Origin of the sequence: Nocardia sp. CA-107356, from assembly GCF_050946365.1 — a bacterium.
GTDB lineage: Bacteria > Actinomycetota > Actinomycetes > Mycobacteriales > Mycobacteriaceae > Nocardia.
In genome coordinates, this window is the sequence record NZ_CP191992.1 from 5,976,132 (window position 1) to 5,990,002 (window position 13,871).

Sequence of the window (13,871 nt, forward strand, 5' to 3'; positions counted from 1 at the left end):
TGGCAGCACGCCGATACCCAGATGCTGGTGATACAAAACCAGAGCACACCCAACTCACCTGTGAGCTGTCCCATGACTACAGTGGATCCCCTGTGCTAGGGGTCATACGCCCGATAGCATCGAGCGCCTTGCCCCCGTTCGGTGAACCCAGGCGGTGCAACGGCGACGAGTTCGAAGGATGGCATAACCCCGTATGAGCGGTACGCGAGAAAAGCTGGAGGAGCTCCGGGACATCCTGGAGCTCGCCGAAGAACCTGCTGGTGAGACCGGCATCGCGAAGCGCAAGAGCAAGGGCATACCCAGCGCGCGTGAACGCGTGCGGATGCTGCTCGACAAGGGTTCCTTCGTGGAAATGGGCGCGCTGATGCGCCAGCCGGGCAGCGCCGACGGCATGTACGGCGACGGTGTGGTCACCGGTCGCGGCTATATCGAGGGCAGGCCGGTCGTGGTCATCGCCCATGATCAGACTGTGCACGGCGGTTCGGTCGGCGAGATGTTCGGCCGAAAGGTCGCCGCCGCAATGGAGTTCGCGCAAGAGAACGCCTGCCCGGTGGTCTCGATCAACGATTCCGGCGGCGCTCGCATCCAGGAGGCGGTGACCTCGCTCGCCTGGTACGCGCTGATGTGCCGACGTCAGGAGGATCTGTCCGGTTTCGTGCCGATGGTCGCGGTCATGCTCGGCAAATGCGCGGCCGGTTCGGTGTACGGCCCGGTCAATATGGATGTGCTGGTCGCGACCGAGAAGTCCTACATGTTCGTCACCGGTCCCGAGGTGATCAAGGGCGTCACGGGCGAGGTGGTCAGCGCCGACGATCTCGGCGGCGCCGCCGCCCTGCAGGCCAACGGCACGGTGCACCATGTCGCTGCCGACGAGCAGGCCGCCTTCGACTGGGTCCGCACCTACCTGAGCTATCTGCCGTCGAGCTGCCTCGAGCAGGCTCCGGTGGTGAATCCGGGCCTGGAGCCGGAGACCACGAGCCACGATCTGGAACTCAATTCGATCATCCCGGATTCGGCCCGGTCCGGCTACGACATGCACGAGGTGCTGCTGCGCATCTTCGACGACGGCGACTTCCACGAGATCAGCGCGGGCACCGCCCAGAATCTGATCACCGGCTTCGCCAGGGTCGACGGCCGCAGCGTCGGCGTGGTCGCCAATCAGCCGCAGGTGCTCGGCGGCGCGCTGGACGGCCTGTGCTCGGATAAGGCGGCATACTTCATCCGCCTGTGCGACGCCTTCGGCCTGCCGATCATCTTCGTCGTCGACACCCCCGGCGTGCTGCCCGGCCTCGAGGAGGAGCGCAACGGCGTCATCAAACGCGGCGGCCGATTCTTCCGCTCGGTGATCGAGGCCACCGTGCCGATCGTGTCGATCGTGACGCGTAAGGCTTACGGCGGCGGTTACGCGGTCATGGGCTGCAAGCCGCTGGGCGCCGACCTCGCCCTGGCCTGGCCGACCGCACAGATCGCGGTGATGGGCGCGGAGAGCATGGTGGGCATCATCGGGCGACGCCAGCTGGAGGCGACCCCGGCCGACCAGCGCGCCACGGTGCGTCAGCAGATGATCGACTTCTACAACGCCACGGTGGCCACCCCGTGGACCGCGGCCGAGCGCGGCTATATCGACGCCGTCATCGAGCCGTCGCAGACCCGCCTGGAGATCCGCAGGGCGCTGCGCCTGCTGCGCGAGAAGGACGCGGTCAAGAAGCACAACCCGCGCAAGCACAGCCTCTTCCCGGTCTAGGTTGTAGCCCGTTTGTGTTGCGCCACAACGCAAATGGGCACCGGTTGTGCGATATCAGAGGTTCGTCCGCTGGCCGAGCGACCCGATAGCGCTGTGCCCTGACGTCATCCATGCCCGGCCCGTGTTCGCCGCCCGGCACACGGCGTGCTCACCGAGTGTGTCCCTACCCACTCCGGGGTGGGCACGCCGCACTCACCCGAAGCGACTAGGTCTGATCGGGCCGCGTGCCGTGATTGCCCCACATCCGTTCCACCGTGGCCCATTCGGCCTCCCAGAGCCGTGCCCGGCGACGATCGAGGCCATGGCGCAGCAGTGCGTAACCGCATCCGAAGCAAACTCCGATCGCGAAGACCAGGCCGGTGGTGATCAGCAATGCCTTGCTCAATGCCCGGGTGCTCGACGGCGGTTCGGTCACCTTGCCCGAGCCGTCGAGCCAGATCTTCACGGTGGCACCGACTTTCACCACTCCGGTGCTCTGATAATCGCTGGTGTGCGCGACCCCCAGTTCATCTTTCCACTGCACCCGGGCCGGGGTGATCGGCGCGTACAGCGGCGCCTTGCCGACCTCGAGTACGGTCGCATCGACCTGATGCAACTGCGCCGCCTGCGCCCGCGCGAGACGGTCTTCGGTCTGATAGACCCGGCTGCCGACCGCCATCGACAGCAGCGGAGCGGTGATCAGGAACAACACCGTCAGGACCGCGGCGACCGCCAGTTGCAGACGGTCCTCGCGGCGGCGCATCGGATTTCGATCCAACCCGACGCGGCGGCACGTGCGGCGGACAACGTTCGGTGATCCGGTTGCTGCGGTCATGGCGATGACACCTCGCTCTGGAAGTCGGCTGTCAGCCCGTGAAGGGTGTCGAAGAATGTGTCGATGAGGTCCGGCAACGCGTTGGTGTCCGAGCCCGCGCCCCAGACCTGCAGGGCGGCGATGAGCAGCCCGGACCCGGCCGCGACCGCCGCATCCGGACGCCGGTCCACCGCGGGGTCGACATCGAGTCGGGCGGCGATGATCCGCACGGATTCGCGCTGCCCGTCGAGTCGGATGCGCTGATAGCCCGCGGCCAGCGTCGGCTCGTCGTCGAAGCGCTGGAACAGCGCCCAGCGTCGAGCCAGCCCCGCCGCCTTCGGCCCGGCGTATTCGGCGGCCAGCCAGTCGTGCAGAGCATTGCGGTAGGCGACCAGCGGCGGCTCGGCCAGGGGGCGGCGGCACAGGGCTTCGTTGAACAGGTGCACGTCCTGATCGATTTCACCGAGTACCGCCTCCTCGATGGAGGAGAAATGACGGCTGAAGGTCCGCCGGGTGACCCCGGCCCGCTCCGCGATGTCCTCGACCGCCACCGAATCCAGTCCCCGCTCGTTGAGCAGGTCGAATGCGGCGCGTGACATCGCCGCACGGCTGCGGAGGGTGCGCAGCCTACGGCCGTCGAGGTCGACTTCGTCGTCGATACTCATACCGGCAGTCTACGCGCTATTGTCCCAACGGGACATTAGTTCGGTGTGATCCGAATCAGGGTTTACGGGCCAGCCCGGTGACGATGAGCTGCTCCCAGACCGTCAATTCGCGGCCGACGGTCCCGACCGACGCGGCTTCATCGGCGGGCGCGTCCGGGCGCCACTGGGCCGAGGGAACGATATCCGGCTCGAGGATCTCGAGATCACCGAAGAGGGTGCGGATCTCCTCGGTGTCGCGCCAACGGCCGCGACCGAAGGTGTCCTGCAACTTCTGCTCGGCCGCGGTGGTCTCCGGGTTGTGGCCGGAACGGAAGTGCGTGATGAAAACGTGGCTGCCGGAGGGAATCTGGTCATTCCAGAACTGCACGACACCCGCCGGTTCCTCATCATCGTTGAGGTGGTGCAGGATCGAGCTGAAGATGACGGCAACGGGCTGTTCGAAATCGATCAGCCGCGCGACTTCGGGGTGATCGCGGATCGACTTGGGGTCGCGAGCGTCGGCCTGGATCACCGTGGTGTTCTGATCGGTGGCCAGCAGGGCGCGGCCGTGCGCGAGCACGATCGGGTCGGAGTCGACATAGACCACTCGCGCACCGGGTGCGTGCCGCTGGGCGACCTGGTGCACATTGTCGGCGGTCGGCAGGCCGCTGCCGAAGTCGATGAACTGCCGCATGCCCGCGACGGCCATATCCCGGACACCGCGGATCAGCGCCTGCCTGCTGGTGAAGGCAATCGCCACCGAACCGGGTAGATGCAGCTTGAAGTGATCACCGACCTCTTGGTCGACGAGGTAGTTGTCCTTGCCGCCGAGCAGATAGTCGTACACCCGCGCGATGCTCGGCTTACTCTGATCGATCTCCCGTTCGAGCCGAATCGGTGGCACAACGTCGTCGGTCATTCTCGACACATTACCGAGTTCAGTTGCCGCGCTTGCGGACTTCGGCACCTTACCGCGGATCGGCAGCCGGGTGATCGACCGTCGCCGGATGCCGTTCGCACAGCGCACGCAAGAGTCCCGGGGTGTACTCCGGTGGCGCGGCATGGACCGACAGCTGGTTCACCACCGCGCGATAGGCGTCGAGGTCGGCGGTCTTGTCCAGATACAGCGCGCTGGTCAATTGCTGCAGGTAGACGACATCGGGCAGATCGGCTTCGGTGAAGCGCAACATGGTGAACGCGCCATCGGCCAGTGCCGGTCCGCCGACGTGGTCGGGCAGCACCTGCAGGGTGATGTGCGGTTCCTCCGCCATGCGCAGGACCTGTTCCAGCTGGGCCCGCCACACCGTCGACCCGCCGATCGGCCGACGCAACGCCGCCTCCTCCACGATCAGCCACAGCTGCGGCGGGTGCGGGCGACGCAGGATCTCCTGACGGCGCAACCGCAGCACGACCCGCCGCTCGATCCCCTCCGACGATTCGGCCGGATGTGCGAGTGCGAGCAGCGCCCGCGCATAGTCGGCGGTCTGAAACAGCTCCGGCACGGCCCTCGGCTCATAGCAACGAATCAGCTTGGCGGCCTGTTCGAGTCCGAGATAGGTATCGAACCACTTGGGCAGCCAATCGCTGTCGCGATGCCACCAGCCCGAGGCATTCGCCTGGTGCGCGAGCTCCTTGAACTCCTCGCGCTCCACGGGATCGGTGACCCCGTAGAGCGTGAGCAGATCGACCAGATCGCGTTCCCGGAAACCGGTGCGGCCCAACTCGAGTCGGCTGATCTTCGAATGCGAACCGCGGATCGCCTCGCCCGCGTCCTCGCGAGAGATGTCACATGCCTCGCGTAGCCGTCGCATGCGGCTGCCGAGCATCATCCGCAACACGGTGGGTCCACCAGCAGCGGCCGGGTCGTTACCGGCGAATGAATGTCGCACTTCTGTAGCACGCATAGTGCGAGTCTGCCATGAAATTGCCGCAACTCTCTAGAACCAAAATGCCCCACTTCCACAGGCATTCGTGCATCGGTAAGCACATTTCGCGACGCTCAGCGTGTCGCGACGCTCAGCGCAGCAGCACCTCGGCCGTGGCCCGCCCGAACAGCTTGCGCCCCTCGCAGGTCGCGGTCAGCGCGATGGTCGCCGCGCGGCGCGCCGGATCCAGCGCCTTGATCCGGCCGCGGAACTCGAGCTCGCTGTTGCGGTTGGCCGACACGGGCGCGAAGCCGGAGAATCGCACACCGTAGTCGATGATCGCGGCCGGATCGCCGAGCCAGTCCGTCAGGTAGCTCGCGCCGATGCCCATGGTGAGCAAGCCGTGCGATACGACATCGGGCAGACCCGCCGCGCCCGCGACATGGTCGCTGAAGTGAATCGGATTCGAATCACCCGATACCCCAGCGTAATTCACCAGATCACCGCGCGAGAGCGGGACGATCCGGGTCGGCAGTTCGGTCCCGACCTCCAGCTCGTCGAACTCGGGCACCGTGCGCGGCACCCGAACCTGCGTCTCGTCCACCGCGAACCCGGTCGGTTCCCCGTCGAAGCATTCGATCATGCCGGTCTCCACGGCGTGCTTCTGCTGAGTCGCGTTCCGCCGCTGGGCCAGCGCCTGACCGCTCATGATGACACCGTCGACCGCCGTCACCAGTTCGGTCGCCACCTGCTCGCCGGTGCGCGCGACCACCGTGGTGTGCGCGGTCTGCAGCAGTTCCCGGTGCTGGTTGGTCAGGACATTCTTGGTGACCAGGAAGTCCATATCGCCGAACTGCCGGAACGATTCCAGAAAGGAGTCGCAGCGCAGCCGGTCACCGGCGACCAGCGGACGGTGCACTCTGATGCTCTGCTCGGTTTGCAGCATCTGGCTGATGTCATAACCGGTCAACACCGAATCGAACATTTTGTGCTGCACCAGCAGCCAGACGATCGAGGAAAACGTCAGCGGCGCGATCAACCCGTGATATCCGAGGTCCGACGCCGCGGCCTCGTTCCAATGCGCGGGATGCGGATCCCGCACCGCACGGGCGAATTCCCGAATCTTCTCGCGGCCGACCTCGTAGTGATCGGCCATTCGGTAGTGGCGCCCCACCAACTCCCTTGCCTGTTCGGACCCGGTCAATACCATCATGTGTGTTAAATCGCTGGTCCGGGGTCCGATGTAACGCGGGCAACCGATCGCCAGCGGATCCTTATTTTGACCGTTGCCTCATTTTGGCCGTTGCCTCAACATTCATCGGGCGCTGCCATACCCCGCAGGCGCTCATCCAGCCAGATCATCGCCTCCGGATACCCGAGACCACCGGCGATGATGTGCTCGCCGAGTACGCTGCGGTACACCGCCGTCACTCCCAGAGCGCATTGTTCTCGGTACAGGTTGCGAGCACCCTCGGCCGGGATCCAGAATTCCTGCTCGCCGTTGTAGATGTAGAGCGGCGTCGCGGACTTCATACCCGCCATCCGCGTCACCGCGTAGATTTCCGCGGCGACCTCGGAGTGCAGTGGATCGGGAATATTCGCCGCGATATCGATAGGCAGCATGAGCACACCGACCGCGCCGAAGGTGCTACCGCACAGATCTTTGAGCGGCGAGGTGGCCGCCCACTGCGCCAGATTGTTCATGCTGGCCAGGATCTCGGGGCGTTCCCGGCCGACACCGAAGGTCGCGGCCATGAACACCCCCGAGGCGAGGTTGCCGTTCATACTGCGCGCGAGGATCTCGTAATCGGCGGGCACACCACCCAGCGCCGCGCCGACGACCGATCCGGCCAGTTCCGGCGCATAACTGTCGATCAGCTTCACCGCCCCATGGGTGGCGATGGCGCCGCCGGAGTATCCGGTCATGCCGAAGCGGCTCTCGCCGAATTCGTCCGGGCGCAGTCCGCGCACCGCCCGAATGGCATCCAGTACGGCATGGCCGGCGACATAGGGCTCGGCGTAGGCCATCCACGGCCCCTCATGATCCGGAATCAGCACGGCGTATCCACGCAGCGCCGCCAATTGCGTCGTCGGCGGGAGGAAGTCGGTGAAGCTGGTATTGCGCGACCAGCCGTGCGCGAGGGTATAGCCGGGCGTGCAGTCCCGGCCGAGACCGTCGATCGGCAGGTTGTTCACCACAACGGGTCTGTTACCGGGCCCGGACCAGGCGGTGGCCGGAATGATCAGCGTCGCCGTGGCATAGGACGCCGCGCCGCGCGAATCCGACGTCCGGTACTTCAGCAGCAGCGCCTGCCGGATCGGGACCAGCACCAGCGGCGCGGCCGTTGCGCTGATATCGCGGACCTCCACTACCTCGCCCTCTGCGAAACTGTCCAGATTCGCTGGCCACGCGTCGAAGATCGGATCGCCGATGGCGCTCGGCATTGCGGCCCAACGCAATGCGGCCAACGCCGGGGAGACCGTGGTGGCCTCCGACATCGGACCGGACGGATGCGGAGCGGCGGCGATCGGCGGTGGCGGGATGACGCTATCGATCCACTGCTGCAGATCGGGCAGGATCTGACCGGCATCGGCCGGGATCGGCAACACCGGCAGCCCCGGAATGACAGGCAGCCCCGGTGCGGACGGCGGCTGCGCGCCCGCTTGTCCTGTCGCGACCGAACAGACCAACAACAGCGCGAACAGGATGACACGCAAACAGCTCATGGCACACGCCCCAGGGTGCAACGTCGGGTTCCCTGGCGCCCGGGCGATAAGGTGCCTTCGACCCCGAAATTCCCCGTGTACCGAGGCCAGAGCGTCAGGCTAACCGACCATGCCCGGCCGGAGACCCCACTGTGCCCGAGTTGTGTGTGTCACGTCACCGAATCGCAATAATCCGAGCCGAATCCCCTTGTCCAGCAAGGCAGATCCGACTCGATCGCGACCCGACGGTCCGCCGGATCTCACCAGTTCGTCTGTGCGCGTTCAACAGTTGGTCGGTGCCGCCTCCCCTCGGAATCGCGCATCCAACCAGGTCAGCGCCGCCGGGATGCCCAGCACCGCGGCGGTCAGGTGATCGGGCACCGGGATCTGTTCGGACTGCACCCGCGCACCGGCCGCGCACCAGTGCTTATCGGTATGCACCACCGCATCCACCGGAATGAGTCCGTCGATCGGCGAATGCCATTCGAAGATGGGTGCTTTCGGCACGCCGTCGTAGAGCTCGAGGCTGTTCTCCTCCACCACCGCGCGCGCGGTGGCATCGGTGATCATCGACGTCGACTTCGCGAAGTCCAGGGCGCCGCGGCCCGCGCCCGTGGCCAAAATGTCATTGGTGCAGCTATTGGCGATCGCGGCACGCGCGGCCAAGCCGCGGTCGTTGAGTTGGTCGCTGATCGGGAAGCGGTCCGGATACTCCCGTTCCAGACCGAGTCCGGCCGCCAAGGCGAGCCCGAAGACCGGATGCGAGTTGAGGCCGAGGGTCTCCAGCATCGTCACCAGATTCATCGGCACACCGCCCATCGCGGCTCCGGCGATCTCCAGTTCCGGGGCGTACTCGGGCGCCAGCGCGGCCGCCCACGCGGTGGCCATGCCACCGCCGGAGTAACCGACCATCGAAACCGGACTCTTGCGCACCTGCAATTCGGCGACCTGTTTCACCGCCCGGATACCGTCCAGGGTGATCATGCCGCCCAATTTGGCTGCGCCATAGGCGAAATTCGGACCGAGATGGTCCGGCAGCGCGACGCTCCAGCCGCGCGAGAGCAGCACATTCCAGCCCGGCGCCTCTCGGACGATGAGGTTCGGATCGCCGGTGTAGAGCACCCGCGATACCGAACACTCCGCCCCGAGGCCGTTGATGATGTGCTGATAGGACAGCAAAGGGCCGTCGGCGGCGTGTGCCTTCGGAGTGAGAACCGTGGTGGTCGCCGCGATCGGCTGTCCCTCGGAACTGGTGGACCGGAACCGCACAACGGTCACAGTGGTATCCGGGAAGATCGGCAGCGGCGGCATCACCCGCGTCGCGATCACGTCACCGGGCTTCTTATCCGCGAGATCCGACGGCGTTGCGTAGAAGGGATCGGGATCCGGGGCGGGATAGAGGGGGGTGGTGTGGGCGGGCCCGGCCACCGCGATCACCATCAGCAGACCGGTCGCCAGCGCGGCGAATGCGCGCAACGGTCTTCGTAGGGCCTGTCTCATCGACGCTTGCCTCCGGAGTGGGTCCAACGTTGCGAATATCCTCGACGGCCACGCCCGGGAAAGGCAGGGGCCGAGCCAATCCTATTGATAAGTCACAACTCCCGGGTGCACTCGCTGTGATCGGAGGGCAGCGGCTTTCGTGACTGTCTCCCATCGCGAGGTGTCGTCTCTGTGATATGTCCAGGTGATCGGCGGGAACATATTCCGCACCATGGTGCGCGACTTACCGTCAGAGGTGTCGACACAACGAGTCGGGTCACAAGGAGACGGTGGCATGGACGGCACTGCGCAGAACTCGACCGGGCAACACTGGACCGGGACGGACGATACCGCGCGACAGTCGGTGTACCCGACGGATATCCAGGAATCGCCGACGCGACGGATCACCGTCTACTTCGACGGTCCGACACCCGAGGACGCGCTCATCCTGGAGTACGCGGCCACCCGGGCCGAAGCCTGGGAATTCACCTCGGCCGCACTGCACGACGGCCTGACCATCACGGTAGACGGCAAGGTGCGACCGGGACTACGTCGCCTGCCGTGCCGATCGCTGTGGCACTGAAGGCATTACGCCAGTACACGGTGTAGGAAGGCGAGTGCGTCCGGCAGCGCCGCGGCCGCGGCGCTCAGATGGTCACCCGGATAGACCCCCACCTGCAGATCGGCGCCGGAGGATCGCAGATCGGCTATCAGCTTCACGCTCAACGGAGCCGGGACTTCCAGATCGGTCAGCCCCTGACCGAGGAACAAGGGCACGGTCTGTGCCTCGGTCGGAATCCGCAGCATCGACCGCACCGCCGATTCCAGCGCTGGCCCCGCCAACGGCCTGCGCAACATCTGCCCGATCGCGATGTCGTGCACCAGTGCGTCGGCGTCGTCGACACATTCGGACTCCACTATCCGCAGCACCTGTTCGCCGATCGGCGTCAGATAGCTGTCGATATCGAGTTCCGGTGCGGTAGCGCGCAATCCGGCCAGGATCAGCCCGAAATACGTGGTGGTCTTGCGCAATGGCAGCCGCGGCACCCACGGCCCGACCACCGTCACGCCGTACTCCAGATTCGACGGTGCGCCGGTGGCCACCGCACCGCGCAATGCCAACTCCGGTGCGTCGGCGGGTCCGAGCGCCGCGGTGAACAGCGCGGTCTGGCCGCCCTGCGATTGTCCGAAGACCGCCCAGCGGGTGTCGAGGGCCGGTGCCACCGCACGAGCCGCACGCACGCCGTCGATCACGCTGCGAGCCTGTGAGGGACCATCCAGATACGGATGCGTGCCGGGCGTACCGAGTCCGACGTAGTCGGAGATCACCACGGCGAATCCGGCGCCCAGCAGCGCCGGATAGACCGTCTCCAGGTAGAACTCGCGCGGCCGGAGCGTGAAGGCGCACTGGTCGGCGATGCCGACGCTCCCGTGTGCATAGGCCACGATCGGCCAGCCACCCGGCGGTGGTGGACCGGGCGGCAGGTAGATCGCGGCCGTACTCTGCATCGGTCCGCGCGGTCCGCGTGACCAGTAGGTGATCCGCTGCGACAGCGCCGCCCCGCGCACCCGCAGCGCGCCGGAAAGCTGCATGGTCTCGATGACGACACCGGGATCGTCGCGCCCCTGCGCCGACACGGACCCGGCCGACGCCACCGTCATCGCGACCAACGCCGCACCGACCACTCGCAGAGCCCGCACCATCGAACGACTATCGCCAGCCCGCCACCGGCCGACAAGACACCACAATCGGTGGCCCCGATCCCGGTATGGGTGTTGCGCCGCCGCGCTATGACTACCCTCGGTTGGCATACATCCATGCGGAAGGATCGACGAGTGACCCAGCGGAACGTCGAGCGGACGCGAGCGGTGCGATTGGGCGCCGTGCTGCTGTGCTGCGGCACGCTCGCCACGACCGTCGGCGCCTGCGGTTCCGATGAATCACCGTCGCTCACCACCACCGTCACCCCGATAGCGACCACCGCGGCGGCATCGAGCACTCCCCTCGCCGCGGTGCCGACTGTCGATCCCTATGCCGATATGCCGCTCATCGACCACACCACCTGGACCGAGGGCGTGGACGGACCGCGCCTGCTCGTCTTCCCGACCCAGGCCGGGCGGCACGAGACCTTCCCCGATACCGAGGAACGGGCTTGGCAGGAGGTGCTCGCAGAATCCCCCGACGCCGATACCCCCGGCATGCGCGACCAGTTCGTCTGTCATTGGGTCTGGGCCCGCATGGTGCAGCCGAACAAAGAGAGCTGGAATCTGGAACCCTGGCGGCCAGCGGTGGGCTATCAGGCCACCGTCCAGGCCTCGTGCAATCCCGGCGGACCCGAACGATGAGAAAGGACCCATCTATGCGCATCGTCATCGCGGGCGGACACGGCAAGATCGCACTACTGCTCGGCGAAATACTCACCAGGCGCGGCGACGAGGTCGACAGCCTGATCCGTAATGCCGAGCACGCGGCCGAGGTCGCCGCCACCGGCGCACGGCCGGTCGTCTTCGATCTCGAACACAGCACCGTCTCGGAGCTCGCCGCCGTCGTCAAGGATAGCGACGCCGTCGTTTTCGCGGCCGGTGCGGGCGCGGGCAGCGGTGCCGCCCGCAAGTACACGGTGGACAAGGGCGGTTCGGTCCTGCTGGCCGATGCCGCCGAAGCGGCCGGTATCCGGCGGTTCGTGCAGATCTCCACCATGGGCGCCGGACAGCCGCCCGCACCGGGCACCGACGAGGTCTGGGCCGCCTACATCGACGCCAAGACCCAGGCGGAGGACGATCTGCGCGCCCGCGATCTGGATTGGACGATCCTGCGACCCGGCCGCCTGCTCGATACGGCGGCGACCGATCGGGTCACACTGGGCCCGCCGCCACTGCCCCGCGGCAGCATCGCGCGGGCCGATGTCGCCGCCGTACTCGCCGAAATTCTGCACACACCGCAGACCGTGCACGCCACACTGGAACTCGTCGCGGGCGACACACCGGTGTCGTCAGCAATCTCCACAAATGGTAGCCAGTCGATCGCCGAAGGTGGTGCAACAGTTACCGATTGACATTTCTCGCCGCTGGAATGGAGAACATTACCGTGTTCAGCCGCATCACTTCCCTCAAGCTCCGACCCGGATCTCGTGGCGAATTCCTCGCCGCGGTGAACCGCAGTGCCTCCGCATCGGTGCGCGAGGAACCCGGTTGCCTGCGATTCGATGTGTGCGCGGACCGCGTCGATCCGCACCGGTTTTTCCTCTACCAGGTCTATATCGATGAGGAGGCGGCCGAAGCACACCGTTTCACCGAACATTTCCTGGCCTGGCGCAGCGCGGTGGAGCGATTCGTCGAGCCGGGCACTCAGGTGCACTACAGCACCGATGTGGTGGTCAATGCGAAATGATCGCGCCGAATTCGCTACCGTCATCGCCGGTTCGCGGATGATTAGCAGATGCGAAAACCCAACTGCGAATACACAATCGATCGTGCAGATGTGCTTGCATCTGAAAGGCACACCGACCTAAACTCAGTCCCGCAAGGCATTACAGGGGACAACCAGGGGAGGCCGCGTGGGTGAACCAAGGGCCGATGTCGCCAGAGGTTTGCTGTCGCCAGACGTCAGGGGCGTTCGAATGGACCAACCAATTCACGGCGGCCGGCTCGGAATCGCCGAAGCCGCACTGGCCGACCAGCCAGCGAACGGTATAACAACTATGAGCACACCGTCGACCCGAAGCGGACAGCGCAGTACCGCATACTCGCGCGAAACCGCAGTCGCTTTCGTCATCGATGCTGTCGAGTCCACCGGTGCGGCCACTCGACACGATTTCGATATCGACCGGATCGTCACCACCGCGCACGCGATGGCCGACGATTGGGATCTCGAGGCGCTGCAACCCGCCACCTTCTGGCGCATCGCCTCCAGCTTTATCAAGCAGTGACCCCACGGCATCCAATGATGTAGCGACCCAATCGAATTGCGTCACGACACGGGCGGTAAAGCCCACTGCGACGCATAGGCGCGCAGTGCGATCTTGGCCTCTCGCAACAGATTCGGGTCTCCGTCCGGGTTACATCGGAATGCCTCTTGCATGACCGCATCGCCCATCAGATGTGCGGCGCGGCATGCGATATCGAGTCCCTCGGTATCGGCGACGGCGCCCTGCGCGAGCATGACATCGCGCAGCGTCACCGCCATTCGGCGTTTATGCTCGCGATCAGCGGCCCGTGCGGCTTCGTTGAAGTCCTTGCCGAACCACAGCGCACGGAAGCCGGGCTCGTCCCGGTACACCTGTGCGAACGCGTCGACCAGCACGCTGATCGGATCGCCCCAACGTTCGCGGCGCGCGAGCTCGAGCAGCAGCGCCGCCTTGGCCTCCAACTGCTCGAGATACAACGCGGCGAGGGTTTCGATGACGGCCTCGCGATCCGGCAGGTACTGATACAGCGATCCGACCGAAATCCGGGCCTCTGCAGCCACTCTGATCATCGTCAACGCCCCGACGCCCTCGGTGGCGATCAGTCGGTCGGCCACCTCCAGTACGCGCGCCAGTCGCTCCCGGCTGCGTGCCTGAATCGGTACGCGGCGCAAGCCCGCTTCGGGTAGAGCCCGGACCGGCAAGGATCACCTCCGAGATAATGTGAATCAGATT

At 65.9% G+C, this 13,871-nt stretch carries 15 protein-coding genes; 6 read left to right on the forward strand and 9 right to left on the reverse strand.

What is annotated here, in order from left to right; all coding sequences use genetic code 11:
- The first annotated feature begins 193 nt into the window (after nt 1-193).
- Nucleotides 194-1,744 (forward strand): acyl-CoA carboxylase subunit beta, encoded by a 1,551-nt coding sequence (locus ACQP1G_RS27025; RefSeq protein ID WP_433192362.1) that lies wholly within the window; start codon nt 194-196, stop codon nt 1,742-1,744.
- Between the two features lie 205 nt (nt 1,745-1,949).
- On the opposite strand, the gene ACQP1G_RS27030 is transcribed toward ACQP1G_RS27025, so the two are convergent.
- From ACQP1G_RS27030 to ACQP1G_RS27060, 7 genes are all read right to left on the reverse strand, one after another.
- Complete coding sequence (locus tag ACQP1G_RS27030; protein WP_433192363.1) at nt 1,950-2,558, reverse strand: Rv1733c family protein; 609 nt, start codon at nt 2,556-2,558, stop codon at nt 1,950-1,952.
- Entirely contained in the window at nt 2,555-3,202 is a 648-nt protein-coding gene (locus tag ACQP1G_RS27035; RefSeq protein WP_433192364.1) for a TetR/AcrR family transcriptional regulator, read from the reverse strand. Before ACQP1G_RS27035 ends, ACQP1G_RS27030 begins: the two co-directional genes overlap by 4 nt.
- A 55-nt stretch (nt 3,203-3,257) precedes the next feature.
- On the reverse strand, nt 3,258-4,100 hold the full coding sequence (locus tag ACQP1G_RS27040; protein WP_433192365.1) for an SAM-dependent methyltransferase: 843 nt from the start codon (nt 4,098-4,100) through the stop codon (nt 3,258-3,260).
- 49 nt (nt 4,101-4,149) lie between these two features.
- Nucleotides 4,150-5,085, reverse strand: coding sequence for a helix-turn-helix domain-containing protein (locus tag ACQP1G_RS27045; protein ID WP_433192366.1), 936 nt, complete (start codon nt 5,083-5,085; stop codon nt 4,150-4,152).
- A 112-nt stretch (nt 5,086-5,197) separates the two neighbouring features.
- Nucleotides 5,198-6,259 (reverse strand): fused (3R)-hydroxyacyl-ACP dehydratase subunits HadA/HadB, encoded by a 1,062-nt coding sequence (locus ACQP1G_RS27050; protein WP_433192367.1) that lies wholly within the window; start codon nt 6,257-6,259, stop codon nt 5,198-5,200.
- 95 nt (nt 6,260-6,354) lie between these two features.
- Nucleotides 6,355-7,773, reverse strand: a complete 1,419-nt coding sequence (locus ACQP1G_RS27055) for a lipase family protein (RefSeq protein WP_433192368.1) — start codon at nt 7,771-7,773, stop codon at nt 6,355-6,357.
- Nucleotides 7,774-8,034: 261 nt separating this feature from the next.
- A complete protein-coding gene (locus tag ACQP1G_RS27060; RefSeq protein WP_433192369.1) occupies nt 8,035-9,252 on the reverse strand; it encodes a lipase family protein in 1,218 nt (405 codons plus the stop codon).
- A 274-nt stretch (nt 9,253-9,526) separates the two neighbouring features.
- Here ACQP1G_RS27060 and ACQP1G_RS27065 point away from each other — a divergent pair, with 274 nt between their 5' ends.
- Entirely contained in the window at nt 9,527-9,814 is a 288-nt protein-coding gene (locus tag ACQP1G_RS27065; protein WP_433192370.1) for a hypothetical protein, read from the forward strand.
- 5 nt (nt 9,815-9,819) lie between these two features.
- Here the strand turns inward: ACQP1G_RS27065 and ACQP1G_RS27070 are convergent, their stop codons facing one another.
- Nucleotides 9,820-10,935 (reverse strand): lipase family protein, encoded by a 1,116-nt coding sequence (locus tag ACQP1G_RS27070; RefSeq protein WP_433192371.1) that lies wholly within the window; start codon nt 10,933-10,935, stop codon nt 9,820-9,822.
- A 132-nt stretch (nt 10,936-11,067) separates the two neighbouring features.
- On the opposite strand from ACQP1G_RS27070, the gene ACQP1G_RS27075 reads away from it, so the two are divergent.
- The 4 genes from ACQP1G_RS27075 (at nt 11,068) to ACQP1G_RS27090 (ending at nt 13,160) form a co-directional block, all read left to right on the forward strand.
- Nucleotides 11,068-11,577, forward strand: a complete 510-nt coding sequence (locus ACQP1G_RS27075; RefSeq protein WP_433192372.1) for a DUF2599 domain-containing protein — start codon at nt 11,068-11,070, stop codon at nt 11,575-11,577.
- A 14-nt stretch (nt 11,578-11,591) separates the two neighbouring features.
- The gene (locus ACQP1G_RS27080) at nt 11,592-12,287 is read left to right on the forward strand and encodes an SDR family oxidoreductase (protein ID WP_433192373.1); all 696 of its coding nucleotides are present in this window, start codon (nt 11,592-11,594) and stop codon (nt 12,285-12,287) included.
- A complete protein-coding gene (locus tag ACQP1G_RS27085) occupies nt 12,284-12,622 on the forward strand; it encodes a putative quinol monooxygenase (RefSeq protein WP_433192374.1) in 339 nt (112 codons plus the stop codon). Before ACQP1G_RS27080 ends, ACQP1G_RS27085 begins: the two co-directional genes overlap by 4 nt.
- A gap of 310 nt (nt 12,623-12,932) precedes the next feature.
- Nucleotides 12,933-13,160, forward strand: coding sequence for a hypothetical protein (locus ACQP1G_RS27090; RefSeq protein WP_354956967.1), 228 nt, complete (start codon nt 12,933-12,935; stop codon nt 13,158-13,160).
- A 41-nt stretch (nt 13,161-13,201) separates the two neighbouring features.
- Here ACQP1G_RS27090 and ACQP1G_RS27095 read toward each other — a convergent pair whose 3' ends face one another.
- Complete coding sequence (locus ACQP1G_RS27095) at nt 13,202-13,840, reverse strand: TetR/AcrR family transcriptional regulator (RefSeq protein WP_433192375.1); 639 nt, start codon at nt 13,838-13,840, stop codon at nt 13,202-13,204.
- Between the last annotated feature and the right edge of the window lie 31 nt (nt 13,841-13,871).

What these genes read in the sequence shown, in the direction of transcription:
- ACQP1G_RS27050 (WP_433192367.1), bottom strand. Translation starts at nt 6,259, where the DNA reads ATGATGGTATTGACCGGGTCCGAACAGGCAAGGGAGTTGGTGGGGCGC.
- ACQP1G_RS27070 (WP_433192371.1), bottom strand. Translation starts at nt 10,935, where the DNA reads ATGGTGCGGGCTCTGCGAGTGGTCGGTGCGGCGTTGGTCGCGATGACG.
- ACQP1G_RS27060 (WP_433192369.1), bottom strand. Translation starts at nt 9,252, where the DNA reads ATGAGACAGGCCCTACGAAGACCGTTGCGCGCATTCGCCGCGCTGGCG.
- ACQP1G_RS27040 (WP_433192365.1), bottom strand. Translation starts at nt 4,100, where the DNA reads ATGACCGACGACGTTGTGCCACCGATTCGGCTCGAACGGGAGATCGAT.
- ACQP1G_RS27080 (WP_433192373.1), top strand. Translation starts at nt 11,592, where the DNA reads ATGCGCATCGTCATCGCGGGCGGACACGGCAAGATCGCACTACTGCTC.
- ACQP1G_RS27035 (WP_433192364.1), bottom strand. Translation starts at nt 3,202, where the DNA reads ATGAGTATCGACGACGAAGTCGACCTCGACGGCCGTAGGCTGCGCACC.
- ACQP1G_RS27090 (WP_354956967.1), top strand. Translation starts at nt 12,933, where the DNA reads ATGAGCACACCGTCGACCCGAAGCGGACAGCGCAGTACCGCATACTCG.
- ACQP1G_RS27055 (WP_433192368.1), bottom strand. Translation starts at nt 7,773, where the DNA reads ATGAGCTGTTTGCGTGTCATCCTGTTCGCGCTGTTGTTGGTCTGTTCG.
- ACQP1G_RS27025 (WP_433192362.1), top strand. Translation starts at nt 194, where the DNA reads ATGAGCGGTACGCGAGAAAAGCTGGAGGAGCTCCGGGACATCCTGGAG.
- ACQP1G_RS27045 (WP_433192366.1), bottom strand. Translation starts at nt 5,085, where the DNA reads ATGCGTGCTACAGAAGTGCGACATTCATTCGCCGGTAACGACCCGGCC.
- ACQP1G_RS27065 (WP_433192370.1), top strand. Translation starts at nt 9,527, where the DNA reads ATGGACGGCACTGCGCAGAACTCGACCGGGCAACACTGGACCGGGACG.
- ACQP1G_RS27030 (WP_433192363.1), bottom strand. Translation starts at nt 2,558, where the DNA reads ATGACCGCAGCAACCGGATCACCGAACGTTGTCCGCCGCACGTGCCGC.